Origin of the sequence: Bacillus sp. 2205SS5-2 (assembly GCF_037024155.1) — a bacterium.
Lineage (GTDB): Bacteria > Bacillota > Bacilli > Bacillales > Bacillaceae_K > Bacillus_CI.
The window spans coordinates 62,878-79,471 of the sequence record NZ_JAYKTS010000012.1 but is presented as its reverse complement, the minus strand read 5'-3'; the positions used below and the strand labels follow the sequence as shown (position 1 = coordinate 79,471).

General features: G+C 37.2%; 19 protein-coding genes. 3 read left to right on the top strand and 16 right to left on the bottom strand.

The genetic code is table 11. From position 1 onward, the window contains the following. Positions 1-96 precede the first annotated feature (96 nt). From U8D43_RS10125 to U8D43_RS10095, 7 genes are all read right to left on the bottom strand, one after another. A complete protein-coding gene (locus tag U8D43_RS10125) occupies positions 97-894 on the bottom strand; it encodes a phage antirepressor (RefSeq protein WP_335871065.1) in 798 nt (265 codons plus the stop codon). A gap of 22 nt (positions 895-916) precedes the next feature. Continuing rightward, complete coding sequence (locus tag U8D43_RS10120) at positions 917-2,866, bottom strand: DNA polymerase (RefSeq protein ID WP_335871064.1); 1,950 nt, start codon at positions 2,864-2,866, stop codon at positions 917-919. Between the two features lie 5 nt (positions 2,867-2,871). Next, complete coding sequence (locus U8D43_RS10115) at positions 2,872-3,417, bottom strand: DUF2815 family protein (protein WP_335871063.1); 546 nt, start codon at positions 3,415-3,417, stop codon at positions 2,872-2,874. A gap of 17 nt (positions 3,418-3,434) precedes the next feature. Next, positions 3,435-4,598 (bottom strand): DUF2800 domain-containing protein, encoded by a 1,164-nt coding sequence (locus U8D43_RS10110; protein WP_335871062.1) that lies wholly within the window; start codon positions 4,596-4,598, stop codon positions 3,435-3,437. Positions 4,599-4,649: 51 nt separating this feature from the next. Then, complete coding sequence (locus tag U8D43_RS10105; protein WP_335871061.1) at positions 4,650-4,979, bottom strand: rRNA biogenesis protein rrp5; 330 nt, start codon at positions 4,977-4,979, stop codon at positions 4,650-4,652. Beyond that, the gene (locus U8D43_RS10100; protein ID WP_335871060.1) at positions 4,954-5,142 is read right to left on the bottom strand and encodes a hypothetical protein; all 189 of its coding nucleotides are present in this window, start codon (positions 5,140-5,142) and stop codon (positions 4,954-4,956) included. The genes U8D43_RS10105 and U8D43_RS10100 overlap by 26 nt, the downstream gene beginning before the upstream one ends. Positions 5,143-5,349: 207 nt before the next feature. Further along, a complete protein-coding gene (locus tag U8D43_RS10095; protein WP_335871059.1) occupies positions 5,350-5,607 on the bottom strand; it encodes a hypothetical protein in 258 nt (85 codons plus the stop codon). 158 nt (positions 5,608-5,765) lie between these two features. Here U8D43_RS10095 and U8D43_RS10090 point away from each other — a divergent pair, with 158 nt between their 5' ends. From U8D43_RS10090 to U8D43_RS10080, 3 genes are read left to right on the top strand one after another with little or no spacing between them, the layout of a single operon-like run. Continuing rightward, positions 5,766-6,131 (top strand): helix-turn-helix domain-containing protein, encoded by a 366-nt coding sequence (locus tag U8D43_RS10090; RefSeq protein ID WP_335871058.1) that lies wholly within the window; start codon positions 5,766-5,768, stop codon positions 6,129-6,131. Next, the gene (locus tag U8D43_RS10085; RefSeq protein WP_335871057.1) at positions 6,128-7,183 is read left to right on the top strand and encodes an ImmA/IrrE family metallo-endopeptidase; all 1,056 of its coding nucleotides are present in this window, start codon (positions 6,128-6,130) and stop codon (positions 7,181-7,183) included. Before U8D43_RS10090 ends, U8D43_RS10085 begins: the two co-directional genes overlap by 4 nt. A gap of 51 nt (positions 7,184-7,234) precedes the next feature. Next, positions 7,235-7,627 (top strand): hypothetical protein, encoded by a 393-nt coding sequence (locus U8D43_RS10080; RefSeq protein ID WP_335871056.1) that lies wholly within the window; start codon positions 7,235-7,237, stop codon positions 7,625-7,627. A 145-nt stretch (positions 7,628-7,772) separates the two neighbouring features. Here the strand turns inward: U8D43_RS10080 and U8D43_RS10075 are convergent, their stop codons facing one another. The 9 genes from U8D43_RS10075 to U8D43_RS10035 all read right to left on the bottom strand — a co-directional run bounded on the left by U8D43_RS10075 (position 7,773) and on the right by U8D43_RS10035 (position 16,594). Next, positions 7,773-8,306 (bottom strand): hypothetical protein, encoded by a 534-nt coding sequence (locus U8D43_RS10075; protein WP_335871055.1) that lies wholly within the window; start codon positions 8,304-8,306, stop codon positions 7,773-7,775. Between the two features lie 69 nt (positions 8,307-8,375). Then, on the bottom strand, positions 8,376-8,621 hold the full coding sequence (locus U8D43_RS10070; protein ID WP_335871054.1) for a hypothetical protein: 246 nt from the start codon (positions 8,619-8,621) through the stop codon (positions 8,376-8,378). A 29-nt stretch (positions 8,622-8,650) separates the two neighbouring features. Next, positions 8,651-8,866 carry a YdbC family protein gene (locus U8D43_RS10065; RefSeq protein WP_335871053.1) on the bottom strand — a complete coding sequence of 72 codons (216 nt, stop codon included), beginning with the start codon at positions 8,864-8,866 and terminating at the stop codon, positions 8,651-8,653. A 15-nt stretch (positions 8,867-8,881) separates the two neighbouring features. Continuing rightward, the gene (locus U8D43_RS10060; protein ID WP_335871052.1) at positions 8,882-9,595 is read right to left on the bottom strand and encodes a hypothetical protein; all 714 of its coding nucleotides are present in this window, start codon (positions 9,593-9,595) and stop codon (positions 8,882-8,884) included. A gap of 53 nt (positions 9,596-9,648) precedes the next feature. Further along, positions 9,649-12,897, bottom strand: coding sequence for a type I restriction endonuclease subunit R (locus tag U8D43_RS10055; RefSeq protein WP_335871051.1), 3,249 nt, complete (start codon positions 12,895-12,897; stop codon positions 9,649-9,651). Positions 12,898-12,922: 25 nt separating this feature from the next. Beyond that, a complete protein-coding gene (locus tag U8D43_RS10050) occupies positions 12,923-13,126 on the bottom strand; it encodes a hypothetical protein (RefSeq protein WP_335871050.1) in 204 nt (67 codons plus the stop codon). A 12-nt stretch (positions 13,127-13,138) separates the two neighbouring features. Further along, positions 13,139-14,476, bottom strand: coding sequence for a restriction endonuclease subunit S (locus U8D43_RS10045; protein ID WP_335871049.1), 1,338 nt, complete (start codon positions 14,474-14,476; stop codon positions 13,139-13,141). Further along, positions 14,466-15,983, bottom strand: coding sequence for a class I SAM-dependent DNA methyltransferase (locus tag U8D43_RS10040; protein WP_335871048.1), 1,518 nt, complete (start codon positions 15,981-15,983; stop codon positions 14,466-14,468). Before U8D43_RS10040 ends, U8D43_RS10045 begins: the two co-directional genes overlap by 11 nt. A gap of 17 nt (positions 15,984-16,000) precedes the next feature. Beyond that, on the bottom strand, positions 16,001-16,594 hold the full coding sequence (locus tag U8D43_RS10035; RefSeq protein ID WP_079288972.1) for a helix-turn-helix domain-containing protein: 594 nt from the start codon (positions 16,592-16,594) through the stop codon (positions 16,001-16,003).

Genomic DNA, 16,594 nt, shown 5'->3' with positions numbered 1-16,594 from the left:
GTTTTAATGGTCTGCTTTGGTAGTACATTTCTATACTTTTCTAATTGGGATACAAATTTTACAGTTTCCATGTCAGCCAATCTCGACACGTCCCTGCTATGCAGATTTAGTAGAACGTTCAATTAACGGCACTAATCCTTTCTCTCTCTTAAGCAACTCATAAAGAAACAACCGCCCCTTTTGAGTCCAATAGGTGTGCATTACATTTCTTTCAGCATCAATGGCATGGGTTTTTGATTGCGTGTAGCCCATCTCCGCATATTTTTGATAAAGCAGCCATGTTTTTCCCATTTTGAATTGAACGCCTAACTCATGAAGAACCGCATTCAGTTTTCTTGCAGATAGACCGTAATCCTTCGCAATAATGCTTATTGGTACAACCGATTTATTCTGAAGAACCAGATCATAATACGACGCTTTCGGCTGCAACTCACCGATAATTTGTTTCTGTTGGGCATTAGCAAGTTTTAGCTTTTTTGCTTCTTCTTTAGCTTCCTTATATTCCGTAAAAAGCTTAATGCCGAGATCCGGGTTTTTAAGAATGTCATCAAGTAATGATTCGGAAGCGTACATTCCGTGTTTTCGGATATCTGGTAGCACTTCATCGAACACCCAACGTTCGAATTGCTCTGCTGCCGGAAGTTGCGATTTCACAATCAAACGATAGAGGTCCCCTTCCGGGATGAAATTCTTCTCAATTTGCTTGGTTGGATTCTGTGGATGGGGTACTCCGTATTTCGCGGGGTACCGACAGTGCTGCTTGATTGCTTCATGAGGTTTCACATAGCCAAGCATCTTTGCACATTCCGTTGCAGGAAAATACGCTTTACCGTTTACCTGCATAACACGTAACTCACCAAACATTTCATTTGAAACTACCTGTAATTTATTCATTATCAATTTCCTCCTGTTCAATTTAATCTTTCTTGTAATAGAAAGTTTCAAAGCTATCCGCACCTAACGGAAGCCCGGGTGCCCATTCAACTGGTTGTCCCATTAACACTTCAACATCTTCCATGGAGCCCGTCCCAATTGGTACATCAAGAACCACTTCATCATGGACATGAAAATTTATATGATATCCCGCTTCATCCAACCGAAGCATGGAAACAGCAAGACAATCTCTTGCAATCGCCTGAATAATATTCTCCGTCAACTTCCCTCCATATGTGGGAATCCCACCCCACTGCTTGGATCTTTGCTCTGTTCCTTCATAAGTTAGTTGTTCTTTACCAAAACGCTCATCAATTCCAATTTTCGGTCTTACATAAGCAAGAGAACGACCGGATGGAAGCTTGATAAATAAAATGCCTTTGGTGTAATGAAAGGTAAGCCCATACTGTATCTTCACTACTACTTTTTCCTTCACAGCTTTAAGTGCTGCCGCTTCGATGGCCCACCAGAGTTTCACGATATTTGGATTAGCATCTCTCCAAGCAGATACCAACTCTGGTAGTTCATCTTCGGTTAGTCCCATTTCAATAGCTCCCATTTGCATTAAAGCTCCTTTAGAACCGCCGTAGCCTAGAGCCAATTCAGCAATTTTCCCTTTCTGTCGAAGCAGGCTTCCTTTATCGATGGTTTCAATAGGTACCTTGAACATTTGAGCAGCTGAGGCCTCATATATTTTTCCATGTATTTGGAACACATCCATCCTCCAACGCTCTCCTGAAAGCCAAGCAATCACTCTTGCTTCAATTGCTGAAAAGTCAGCTACAATAAAACGGTTGCCCTTTGATGGAATAAAGGCCGTTCGGATTAATTGCGATAATACGTCCGACAAACTATCAAAAAGAATACTTATCGTTTCGTAATCCCCGGATTTCAAAAGACTTCTAGCAATGTGTAAATCGTCCAGACTGTTCCTTGGCAGATTGTGAATTTGTACAAGTCTCCCAGCCCAACGACCTGTCCTACTCGCACCATAAAATTGCAGCAACCCCCTAATTTTTTGGTCGAGGCAGACGGAACGCTCCATAGCTTCATACTTTTTCACCGATGTTTTGGACATTGCTTGTCTCAGTTCCAACAGCCGCTTCACTTCCGAATTTGCCACTTCGTCCATTAACGCTTCGACATTTTTCTTAGCAAGGCTATCTACTTCTATCCCTTGCTTCATTAACCAACCTTTTAATTGCACTGGACTATTTGGATTCTCTAATCCTGTTAAAAGGATAGCCTCATCAAAAAGCTCATCCTGAAACGATTTATCTGCCTGAATAGCATTTATGACTAGGCTTTTATCGATAAGAACCCCTTCATCATTGATTTTCTGGTCTAGCTCCCAAAGCTTCTGTTCGACTTTTGAAATAGGGAAAGCCTCGAGTTTCTTTCGGATCTGCCTTTCAACTTCAACGTCCTGTTTACAATACAGCTTAAAGGTGTTCCACCTATCCAAGTCATGTTCTGGTAGATTTCGAGTTCTACCCTCATTCACTTTGGTAGGTTTACATGGAACCGAAAAATAGCGAATTAAGGATTTCCCTTCCTTCAGTTTCTGTTCTTTCAACTTGAGACATTTGGCCACACCATCGAGATATCCAGGCAAACCAAGCATTAAAGCGTGAACAGATGAACACCGCCATTGGTCAGGTGGCATTGGTTTGTTAAAGTGCTTGGCTAAACACGTTCGTTCAAAGTTTGCATTGTAAGCTGTTTTTAACACATTTGGATCTGTCATCGCTCTTTCAATGTCATCCGGTATCTTCTCACCAGATGCTAAGTCAACAATTTGTACCTCTTTATCATCAACCGCATAGGCGAAAAGAAGAATTTCAAAATCGACTGATTCACTGTAGGCATAGACCCCGCATTTCACGAGGTCCGCCTTACTGTAAGTTTCAATATCAATTGCTAATAGCTTCATAGATATCAACCTAAAATATCGTCATCATCGTCACTGTCATCAGCAAAATCGGCTTCTGCACTGCTTCGGCCACCAAGTGGATCTCCATCAGTAGTCTTCATAATGTTTTGAAGTCCCGCCGCAATCCCCTTATTTCCATTTACGTTGTAAGCGTAGAAAGTCAAACTGACTCTCCCATAACACCCTGAGTAAAACTCGCTTTGGTCCATGATTGGATTTAAGTCTGCATCCACAATGCCTGGCTTAATCTTGCTATTTGCATTAATGAAGTAGGAATCTGCATAAGCCTCATCATCTTCGCGGTCTACATCACCGTCGCGCAAGGGGCTCTTCAAGTTCGAAGGTACCTTACCACCAAACTTGTCCATGTTTTCTTGAGTCGCTTTTTGAATCGCATCTTTTACCTTTTTGATGGTTTTTTTATCCGACTTCGGAATAATGATGCTTTCCGAATACTTCAAGTCACTTCCATTAACGCTGACTGCTTGATGTACATTTGCATAACTGAACCGTACTGGGTTTTCCTTTGTTCCAATCGTAATTTTTACCATGTTTTAGTTCCTCCTCATTATTGAAAATCTACTTCTGGTGAAGCTTTTAATTCTGGTCGCTTGTCCTCTTCAGGGACGAGCTTAATTTTCCCCTGTGCCTTTGTTACAAAAGAACCAAGCAACTCTTCAAACTCCTTTTTACCAAGTTCTTTCTCAAGGACGGTGATTGTATTTAATGATTTCTTGTAAATGACATCAGTGTTATATCCCGCAGCTGTGAGTGTGTCGATTACCGCTTCTTCATCACTATATTTACGACTTCCTCTGCCCTCTACGAGTTTCATTCCTGGCCATTGCTTGTTTTCATTCACTGACATTGATAAGGCAAATTCTTGAACGGTTTTCGCCCAACTGATCAGATCATCAAGAGAAGTTAGAATTTCGACCACTTCTTCATCTGTCAGTAGTGGCGGACTTTGAAAATCCAAGCGTGCTAGCTTCATATTTTCTTCTGCCCTAGCCCTACAGGATGCTTTAGCCTTACACCACCTGCAATGCGAGCCAACTACAAATGGTCCCTTACCAGCAAATGCTAGTTCTGCCTTTGGGCGGACTTCACTTTCGGCCCATTCCAACAAGTCATCTATCTGTATTTCATCAGTGGAAATGTTATCTAATCTTGGTTGTACAATCGTCATCAGTACTGTCTGAATGTCATACAACATGCCAAACCCGTGTATCGCACCTAATGCATAAAGCCTCATTTGTTCGTTCTTTTCTGCGGAAACCGAGATCCCCTTCCCCCCTTTTAAGTCAACAACCTCCAAAATCCCGTCTGAAATAATCACCACATCCCCTGTTCCAAACCCTTCAGGAACCCACGGACTAAAGTCCAACCGTTCCTCAATAAGGATGAGCGGGTCTATGTTTCTTGCCCTAGCTTCATTAATTTTTTCAATGACAATATCCACATAACTATGGACGGCTTGTTCAATTTCCTTGTTGTAGAATTGATTCTGTTTCATTTGCTTTAGCTTTTTGTTGAATTGGGCCTTTGTTATTCGTTTGAGGAAATATAACAAATGCCATTCGCATAGCTCATGCATGAATGTACCCTCTTTAGCAAAAATACTCGTTTTCTCTTCAAATTGTTCACCCAGTCGGATACTTCGTGTACATTTTAAAAACATGCCTGACTTAGAGGCGCTTAATATGGCATGATCTCTTTTCGAATGATTCATAGAATAGAAGAAACCTCCTTTCCCATTTGACACCGATTGCTTTCTTCTTTATCAAAGCTTGTCCGCTTTTTCTAACAGTTCTGGGTATCTTTCAGCTGGGATATCGCTCAGCTTTTTTGCTCCAAAGCTAGTAATAAGCTCTTTGACTTGAACCTGTTTTCCGTCTTGGGCTAGTGCTGCTAGTTTAGCTCTGACATCTTCAAAACCTGGTAGTTTAGCTTTTGGAGGTTTAGCCGGTTCCTTCTCTTTATTGGGTTGCTTCCTTACAATAGTTGTTGCTATTTCGTTTTGACTTTCAAATGAAAGCGCTAGGGTTTCAATACTACCTGCAACATTTCGCAAGTCATTCACGATATCAAGCATTAGTTTGGTTTTTCTCATTTTTCTGTTCTCCTTCCTTTTTATTTTGTTCATCTAGCTGATCCAGTCGATTTGCTTGTCTTTTAGAAACGATACTAATGGCAGTAAGAACACCAACCATTTCTTCTTGCAGTTCTTTGTTAAGAGCTGTTGGCGAGTTTCTTTCCTTTGCTTGAATTGTCATCGGCTCTCACCTCCTCAATTTGAATAAAGCCCTTCACTTATTAGCCAATGGGAAAGGTATTTTGGAAACCAAAATCTCAAAAAATATTTATATTTGAAATACCTCCTCAATAAATAGCCAATGAGGATGGTGGTTTGTTAACCAATTCAGAAAAAAATATTTCAACCTAAAAATCCTTATTTGTCATCTCACATTTTTTCGTTTCACCTATTTAACATGTTGATTTAATTCAACACTTTCCACAAAAAAATAATCTTCAAATGGCTCATTTGGGTATGAATTTTTGAATTTCACAATAAATTCTTGCCCTACTGCACTATTTTTCTTCTTTATTCTCCATAACTGTGAACGACTAACATTTAACTTCTTTGCCATTTCAACTTCTGTCATATCTCCTTGCAGTTTTAAAAAGTTTGATAGATTTAATCTAATATTGCCTGCATTACCTTTATTGCAAACTATCATTATAGAATCCTCCCCTCTATTCTAGATGTGTTGATTTGATGTTACACAAATAATATCACGGTACGTTCCATTGATTCAACAGCTTACGCAAATTTATCCAGAAATGTTGCATCAATGTTACACTTGTACTATAATTAACGTAAGAAGGAGGTGCTATTATGTCTAATAATTCTACAAACAACGAGATGACTTTAGGAAAATATATTGCTATTAAAAGACACGAAAAAGGATTAAGCCAACGTGAACTAGCAAAAGACACGAAAGTCAGTCACTCTACCATTTCTAGAATAGAAAAAGATGATGGTATCTCTCCTGATAATGCTACCTTGAAAGCCCTGGCATCAAGGTTGGGACTAGACTACAACTATTTACTAGCACTTAACAAATCAATTGATGATGAACCTGAGATAAGAATTATTCAAAGAGCGGCTAAAAAGATGGACGCAGCACAAAAGGAAAAAATGTTAAAAGTCCTGAACGCTTCCTTTGATGATTTATTCAAGGATGAAGAGGGTGTTGAATGATTGCAAACTATAATCGAGCAGTGATTGAAAGCATTAACACTTTACAAGACTACTACGACTTAAACCAAGCTCCTATTGATTTAAGTATCATATTAAATTCTCTTTCAAGAACCATACGATTATGCTCTTACACGGAATATGCAAAAATATATAACTTAAGCATTAAAGATATAATTGATTATTTCGAGAGCGACCTTGGTGCTTGTATTTATAATAAAAAACAGGAAAAATATATAATCCTGTTTAATGACACCCAAAACAATCCCCAATTGGATAGATTCACAATAGCCCATGAACTGGGCCATATTTTTTTAGAGCACCATCAAGAGGCTAATACAGATACCCTGCTCAAAAAAAATCTATCTATTGGGCAATATAAAAAATTTGAAAACGAGGCAAACTGTTACGCACGTAACCTACTCTCTCCGATTCCTCTTGTTGATCGGATCACAGATAGTACGCCTCGAATCTCCATACATGATATATCAGACGCTTTTGATATATCTTATACAGCAGCTCGAACGAGGCAGAATCTTTACCGAGAAGACTGCCGACGTATGAATGGTGATTACTATAATTACTTTAAAAGCTATAATATTCTCTTTGGATATTACTCTACTAATTGTAATAACGGTGAGATTGATATTTCTGAGTTCTGTAAAATCTGCGGAGAGAAAGATAGCATTTTTGAAAAAAGCATTAACCGTACTTTTTATACTGGCGCTCAGGTAAATAATGAAAAACGAGTAGTTGAATGTCCGAAATGTAGTAATGAGATATTCTCTGATGAAGCGAAATTTTGTAAGATTTGTAGCACTCCACTATATAACCATTGTGAAGGTCATCCTATTTTAGATTCTTTTGGCAATGAGATGGACCGAATCTATCATATCAGTGATGGTAGTGCACGTTATTGTAAGGAGTGCGGTTCTAAAACAATATATTACAATAGAGGGCTTTTGAATAATTGGGAAGAGTCAACACAGCTAAAATACTCAGAAGTATCCCAACATTATAATATTGTGGCAGAAGCGAACGGTTCAAAATACTAAAATGATTATTCCCTTCTATATACTGGTACAAACTAAGGAGAGATATTGAACATGAGATATGAAAAGAGATTCGCTGTTGATAATAATATGAGAGTTGTTCAATGCCCGAAGTGTGAAAACGAAGTATTTTCAACTAACGCCGGCCATTGTAAAATATGTGGAACGAAGCTTTTTAACGGATGTGAAGGTGTCCCAGAATATGATGATCACGGTTATGAGGTAGCTCGTCCGATTCATAACAATCCTGGTAATGCACGATATTGCGAAACATGCGGGGAACCTACCTACTTCTTTAAACAAGGATTTCTCAAACCTTGGGAAGAGGAGAAGGCCGATTTGGAAGAAAGTAGTGAAATGGAAATCTTAGATCACAGTACCCTAGATGAGGTAGCCGTAACTACTCAACAACCATTTGATATTGATGACGGGGATCTACCTTTTTAACAGATAACATAAACTGAATATTTTAATTGATATAAATTCGGATAACCATTAGCTAATCCACTGTTGTCTTGCATATATGGTTATCCGCTAAATTAACCGCTAAATTAACTCTTCTGGGAGTGCATTTCTATATACAAGCAGGTAATTAATCCGGATAAGGAAGTCTCGAATCAATAATTTCAATAAACACGCTAAATTTATCTATACTATTTAAAAACTCTTGAGGAGTAGCTATATCTTTGTCATTAAAAGCATGAATTGCATTGCGTCTTTGTTGGATGCTCTCAACCCAATCATCCCATTCTGAACCTTGATCCCACAATATCCCTCTACTAAATTGTTTTAATCCCTCGAAGCGCATATCATTAGGCTCGACCAACTTGCCTTTATACATGCGGGGGTTTCTTAAATAATCTTCATAATATACACAGTAAAATAATTTTAGCCACCCTTCAACCAAGGTTCCGAGGTTTGCCCATGCAAGTAAAAGTTCACCTTCCGTTAAGAAATACCCCTTTTCAACCCATATATCTAAACAATCTGTAAGATCTCTCAACCAATCCAATCGAGCAGCAGATAGTTTGTTTACTACTGATTCAGGAGCCCATCCAATTGGTGATTCCCAAAATGTAAAAGTATTATAGGATTTTTCCTTTATATCAAAAATAGAATTCCCCATATTCCTTCCTCCTAAAAACATGCAAAAAATAACTGAAAGATTGAAACCTTCCAGTTACAATTTAAACTACTATTCTCCTTGACTACCGAATATCTCTGAAAACCGATCTTCCACAGAATCTTCCCCGTGTTCAATTTTATATATTAATCTAGCAATCATTTTTTCCAACTGCTTCACATTGGTAGCAAGATATCCATCCATTTGAGCATTTGATAATTCATATACTCTTCCATTCTCAAGTTGACTTAATTTATTCTTAATTTCTAGTAATTCGTGGCTGTACTTATCAGTTACATTTACAATTTTTTCAGCCATATGATCCTCCAAGTTGAAAATTTAAAAATTTATCTTTTACTTAGTGCAACCACCAGATTATCCAATTCTTCCTTGGACAAAGTAACCCCTTTCCCCATCTTCTCATGATTAGGGCCCCAGTCACGAATATCGTACTTTGGCTCACGTCCGTTCCAACTAATTAAGTTTAGCTCTTTGGTCCATCCTTTTGCTGATTCTGAAAGGACTGCTATTTGTTCCGTAATTTCAAATTTAATATCTGCCACAGTACATTCCTCTCCTTAACTATGTCGATCAGTGTAATCCGCTTTTAAATAGACTTTATATTCATTTGACTTATAACCGTATTCTTTTAACAGCTTAAGCAACAGGTTTCTAACACCATTCCCACTAATGTTGGTTTCAACAAATATCTTATTACTAATTAATTTTGGTTTTCTTATTTCACTTTCTTGTTTTGAAAAATACTTACGCTTCTTACCATTCATGGCTGGTTTATTTTCAAAGCTCATAAACTTATCCTCATCTACAGTAATAAGCAATTCACATGTCTTAATAAGCATTTCCTGCCAAGTTTTAACTTCAATGATTTGCTCATTATTAATACGAAATCCAAAGGGACGTTTATGTGTGAAATTTTCATAAAGAGTATGCTCAACTTTTGTATCAACTAAATAAGCTGAGTAATCCGGGAGGGAAGCAGTTTCAACAACTTCTTCCTCACCTTCAACAATATTTTCATTCGAAGCATCCACTTCTAGTAATTCTATAAAATGCTCAATTTTTTGTTCATACTGATTAATTTCCTCTCCTAATTCTGCGAAATGTCTAACTCCATCGAAGTCTCTTTTGGTATAAGCCTGACTAACCTGACCATTAATACTATCCATCGTATCGTTAATCGCTTCCTTAAGAAGCTCAAGGCTTTCTGATAAATCAATTGCTTTATCGGGAAACCCCTCTTTAATCGCAGTAATCAAATCTCTAATATCCATTGGCCCACCTACCTTTTTATTATTTCAAGTAATTCATAGGTGTCAATTTTATATCAAACGTTATAATCTTCCCCTGCTTCTGCTGCTCGGAATGACTGTAAATCTTCAACCTTAACATTTCCACACATTAATTCCGCCTGTCTCATAACAACTTCTAAAGCATGCTTCACTTGTTTTGGTGGATAGTCATATTTTTTTAGAAGTCGTTTGATGATTCTTCTCATACCAGCTTGAGCGCTTGTTCTTACATGCCAATCGATAGAAATATTACGTTTGATTGCAGCCGTTAATTCATTTGCAATTTTCTTAAGTACATCATCGTCCATTAACTCTTTTACAATTTCATCAGATGTGAGCGCATCATAAAAAGCAATTTCATCTTCATTCAATCCAAGATCTTCTTCTTCCTCACGTGCCTTTTTCATTTCCCTCGCCATCCGGATTAACTCTTCCATTACTTCGGCATTCGTAATCGCTTGATTTCTATACTTATTCAACGCCTTTTTGAGCTTATCAGAGTACTTTTCAGATTTGACAAGGTTTCTCTTTTCCATTGTCTTGATGTTGCCTTCTAAAAGTTTCTTCAGCATTTCAACTGCTAAGTTTTTATGATTCATCTCTTTTACTTCTTGTAAAAACTCTTCTGATAAAATAGAAACTTCAGGGCGTTTCATTCCCATCGCATCGAATACATCAATAACTTCTTCTGAGATAATTGAACGCTCCAGTAATTGGTTAACTCTTGCCTCTACTTCTTTCTTAGACTTCTTTTGCGGTTGCTTTACTTCTAATTTTACTAAGCTAGCTTTTACCGCTTTAAAATAACTCACCTCAAATGCAGCATTCTTTCCTTCATCAGTCGCTGCACATAAAGAATGGGCTTTTGCTAATTCTGTCGCAATTTGCTTGAAGTCTTTTTGTTCTTTTTCTGGCTTACCAAGTATAAAGTTCATGCCACCGACAATTGCTCGCATTCTACCAGCTTGTGATGTCCCCATAAATGCAGAGTAATCAAAGCCATGCATCATATCACGAAGAATTTCTAGTTTCTCTGTCATCACCATAACAGCTGCAGAGGTATCAATACCTGTACTCTTTTTATCACTTTCAGTATATTGATTTAGGGCCTTTTTCAAAGCTTCAAGAATTCCTAGATAATCGACTACAACTCCGCCAGCTTTATCTTTAAAGACACGATTTACTCGTGCGATGGCTTGCATTAAGTTATGGCCTTTCATTGGCTTATCAATATACATTGTGTGCATCGATGGAACATCAAAGCCCGTTAGCCACATGTCCCTAACAATGACAATCTTTAGTTCATCACTATTATCTTTCATTCGTTTAGCTAAAGTGTCTCTTCGTTGTTTTCCACCAATATGAGGTTGTAGCTTTTCATCGTCGCCAGCTCCTCCGGTCATCACTACTTTAACCATTCCTTTATTGACATCATCGCTATGCCAATCAGGTCTCAATGCAACAATTGCATCATAAAGTTCAACACAAATACGGCGACTCATACAAACAACCATTGCCTTTCCATCAATTGTTTTGGTCTTTTCTTCATAATGCTCCACGATATCTTTTGCTAATTGCTTAATCCGGTTAGGGGAGCCAACAATTGCTTCTAACCTAGACCATTTTGTTTTATATTTCTCTCGATCGTTATCTTCTTGGCCTTCTGTAATTTCTTCAAACTCATCATCAATTTTCTTCAATTCTTCATCGTCTGTCTCCAGCTTAATAATCCGGTTCTCATAATAAATCTTAACTGTCGCTTCATCTTCGACTGCTCTTGTCATATCATATATATCGATATAATTTCCAAAGACAGCTGGAGTCGATTTATCTTCTAATTCAATAGGGGTTCCAGTAAACCCGATGAAAGAAGCATTAGGGAGTGCATCTCTTAAATACTTTGCATAGCCAAACTTCACTTCACCAGTCTTTGTGTTTGTTTTAGCTTCTAACCCATATTGGCTACGGTGAGCCTCATCTGCAATAATGATCACATTTCGGCGATCAGTTAATACCGGCATCTCTCCCTCATCCGGTTTAAACTTTTGGATCGTTGTAAAAATAATCCCACCAGACTCACGATCATTTAATAGATCATATAGTCCATTCTGTTCTTTTGAATTATCCTTCGCTTGTTGCTTTTTCTGTTCATCTGTTAGCTTTCTTACATGGGCTTGTTTTGGTGTTTGTCTTAATACATCACGAGATTTCCAAAATGTTTGATATAGCTGATCATCTAAATCATTACGGTCTGTAATGACAACAATAGTTGGATTATTGAGTTTTTGAACAAGCTGAGCCGTATAAAACACCATAGAAAAACTTTTCCCTGAACCTTGTGTATGCCAAATAACACCGATTTTTCTATCACCAGATTCACTAGAAGCTTCTTTCGTATGATCAACCGCTTTTTTTACAGCAAAGTATTGATGATAAGCAGCTAGAATTTTCGCAATGGTTTTCTTGTCTCCAATTTTCTCGCCGTCCTCATCTTTCTCTTCTTCCTTTGTTTCTTGAAATAGAATGAAATTTCGAATGATGTCTAGCACTCGTTCTTTTCCAAGCATTCCTCGTAGCATGACTTCATATTGAGGAACATCTAAAGATTCGATGTTTTCACCGTCAATCGTTCTCCAATTCATAAACCGTTCTTGATTAGCAGTGATTGTCCCCGCTTTTGCATTAATACCATCTGATAAAATACAAAACGCATTATAGTTAAATAAAGAAGGAATATCTCTCTTATACGTCTGAATTTGCTCATAGGCATTATCAATACCTACATTTTCATCTGTAGCTGACTTCAATTCAATCACAACTAGAGGAATACCATTTATAAAAAGGATTAAATCTGGCCTCCGTTCCTCATGTTCTACGATTGTAAACTGATTGACAGCTAAGAAATCATTGCGTTCTGGATTTTCGAAGTCCACCAAAAAGGCTTTCTTCGTTCGGTTATTCCCATCCTCACGAAAAGACACTTCAATCCCTTCTACTAAAAGTTGATGGAAAAACCGATTATTCTCCTCTAAAATTGGACTGTTAAAAGCGATAATCTTACGAAAAGCCTCATCCAACGCTTCTTGAGGTAGATTTCTGTTTATTTGAAACAGCGCATCCTTTACACGCTGTTCCAGTATAACTTCTCGATAATCTTTTCTTTCAGGACGTTCTCCATCACAACTAATTTCAGGAGCAAAAATATAGTCATAGTCTAGTTCCTGCAAAATTTCTATTGCAGCTTCTTCCAATTTATCTTCGGTGAAATTTTCTAAGAGGCTCATACGCTTCCCCCTTTTCCAACAACCATTATTTGAAAAACTTCTTCATTAACTTAAAAATATCAAATGTCGTTTTCTGATACACCTTGTTGTAAGCATACTTCTTAGGATTTCGTAACCATCCATACCCTTTTGGCATTTTTAAACCAGCCCGATGAACGACCTGCCGCTTGATGATAGTTCTTGCTGAGATTCTCTTCTTTAAGCTTGGCTTGCGGATTCCAAACTTCAAAAGTGCATCTCCTTAATTTTCGAGTCGTACTCGGATTTCGCCGGACATTAGTTTAGGGAGTAAAGTGTCGCGGGTTTTCGATAATTTTAAATTTTCATTTCCATTTATTTGAATCATATCTACAATAGGTCTTATAAGATTGTCGAACCTTTTAACTAGTTCTATTCCCGGTGAAACTATTTTAAATCTATCTAAGAATGAGTTTATATCTAAGTTTTTTATCCCGGTTGTCCCATTTTCAAATTGAAAGAACACATTCAAGTCATATAACATTTTCCAATAAAAATAAAAATAATACATGTACTTAGGGTCTTCTAATGTGATTGCCCTACAAAAATTCGTACACACAAAATCTTCATCGTATTTACTTAACATTAAATCATTAATATACGTAATCCGACCCGTAGATTGTGTGGGGCTTCCTCCTGAAATCTCAACTACTATATCTCCAGATGTGAGCTTCTTATTTATATGATTTTTTTCAAGTATATACCTTTTTGGTAAAGCCCCTCTTCTACCCTCTCTGACTTCTGGAATGTCAGCCCCTCGAAGACAGTACACAGCTTTTTTATAGTTGCCTTGCTCATTTTCTTTGCCCCAGTCTCCACCTAGAACATTGCTTGTAAAACTTCTAAACGTTGTTACTTCCCAATTCTTAGGAATCATTCCCAACTCACTTTTAACCATTTCTCCACCACTAGTTTTATAGGGATTTCCATTATCATTAGGAAATTCAAAATCCACAAACCATTGTTTAAAAATGGCCTGAGCCATTTCCTCAAGTTTATTATTAATTAGATTATTGGTTTCTATTTTTTGATCCAAAGCGGAAAAAATTTGTGCAATGACCTTTTGCTCATTTATCGGCGGCAGTTGAACACGTATTGTCTCACCTAGCCTAATTCTTGATAATTCAGTTTGGCCTGTTGAACCTTCAGCAAGATTTTCAATATTTGGTTGCTGCATAAAAAGATTATATCCCAAGAATTCAGGGGATACTTTTTCATTACCTCTAACAATCGTAACATGAGAATCAACAGTCATTTTATCATTTATACTCTTCACCTGGGCAACCCTACCTAAAGTACCCACACCAGTTGAATTGATTAACACATCATAAGATTTGAGGTACTTATGCTCAGGTATTTTTCTTTTTTGGGGATTTGTTAATCTAGATAAGTCTAAATTTACAATGTTATCTCTAATGCATTTTTGGTTTATTACAACTACACCATCTTTTTCTGTATATGATGGAGTTATGCCTCTTGAGATTAATTCACATACATCAGCTAACTTAACTTCTTCCCATACAAATTCCTGATCTGATTTGGTAAAAGTTCTAGAATTCATATCCAATCCCTCCTAGATTTTTTCTAATCTCTTCTTCTAGGTTTCTGGATTTATTAAAAAGTTTGTTTAAATCATTCGTCAAGTTCTCCATTTTCTCTTCAAAAGGGATACCATCGTCTTCTATATCACCAATTCCAACATATCTTCCTGGCGTTAGAACATAATCATGCTCTTTTACATCATCTAGGTTTGCTGATTTACAAAACCCCTTAATATCATCATAATCACCATCAATATTTCTCCATTTGTGATATGCATCAGCAATTTTTTCAATATCATCTTCTGTTAATTCTCTATGCCTTCTATCAATCAGCACACCAGAATTCCTTGCGTCAATGAAAAGAATCTCATTTTCCCTACTTCTAAATTTCGGATTACTCTTTTTATTCCTGTTCAAAATCCAAAGTGATACGGGAATTCCGGTTGAATAGAATAGTTTGTCAGGAAGAGCCACAATTGCATCAACAAGGTCTGCTTCTAATAGGTTCTTCCTAATTTCTCCTTCATTAGAAATATTGGAACTTAAAGAACCATTAGCTAGAACAATTCCCGCAACTCCATTTGGCGCCAAATGATAAACCATATGTTGTAACCATGCGTAGTTTGCATTTCCCGCAGGTGGAGTCCCATATTTCCATCGAACATCGTCCGTTAATTGGTCGCCCCCCCAGTCACTAATGTTAAATGGTGGGTTTGCAAGAATATAATCAGATTTTAATGTCTTATGAAGGTCTTCGTGAAATGTATCTGCATGATGTTCTCCTAAATTTCCATCTAACCCCCTAATTGCTAGGTTCATTTTACAAAGCTTCCAAGTAGTTGAGTTTAGTTCTTGTCCATATATTGAAAGGTCGGAGATTTTTCCATGATGTTCCTCGACAAACTTTTCACTTTGAACAAACATACCACCGCTTCCACAACAAGGGTCATATATCCTTCCTTTGTAAGGTTCAATCATTTCAACCAATGTTTTTACTACACTTGTTGGTGTATAGAACTCTCCTCCACCTTTTCCTTCAGCACTTGCGAATTTACCGAGAAAGTATTCATAAACACGACCTAGCAAATCTTTTTCACTTTTATCATGGAGCTTAATAGTTGAAATTAAATCAATCAATTCACCTAGGCGTCGTTTATCAATTTCTGGTCTAGCGTAACGTTTATCTAAAACCCCTTTTAAATCTGGGTTTTCTTTTTCAATCTCAATCATCGCATCATCAATATATTGACCAATCCTTGTGTCCTTAGCATTATCCTTGATAAAACCCCATCTTGCTTCTTTAGGAACCCAGAAAATATTCTCAGCTTCATATTCATCACGATCTTCTTCAAAGCCGTCCCCTTCTTCAAGAAGCTCATTATATTTTGTTTCAAATTTATCAGAGATGTACTTTAAGAATAAAAGCCCAAGGACAACGTGTTTATATTCACCCGAGTCCATACTTCCTCTTAATTTATCTGCCGCTTTCCATAACGTTTCTTCAAATCCAATATTCGCTGTTGCCATATGCTTCTACTCCTTCTCTAAAAGTTATTATCATCAAGAACTTCAAAAAGCTCACTTTCAAACTCATCTTGTTCCGGCCCAGTTGAAACCCAGTCAGGTAAAACTTCTAAATAATGTGCTAGGGCTTCAATGGTTTTATGCAAAATGACTTCGTGTTGTGATTTTTCCAGTAACTCAACAATTAGTTTAAATGTATCTAAGTTAGGATGATCATCCACTATTTCCATTACCTGTTTGAACCTTGACACCAACTTTGCTTTTTCAATATTTCGCTCGATGGTATTCATTTCTTCTTTGTCATAAACAGGTACTCCAACGATATCATTCACTTCACCAATTAAAAACTGCTGTTCATGATTTTTAATAACTGGTTTTAAATCTTGTTTTAGTTTTTCCTTTTGGATCTCTAGTTTTTCAACGTCTGATAATTCCTTAATGAAATATTCTTCCTCAACTCCAAAAATATCTACTAATATCGGAAGGTATTTTTTGGGAATATTTTGTTTCCCTTTAATCCATAAGTTAATGTTTTGTTTTCGTATTCCTAGCCTTTCTGCCAATTCCATGTGTTGCATATTGTGTAAGTTTAGAATATATTCCAGTCCAATCAA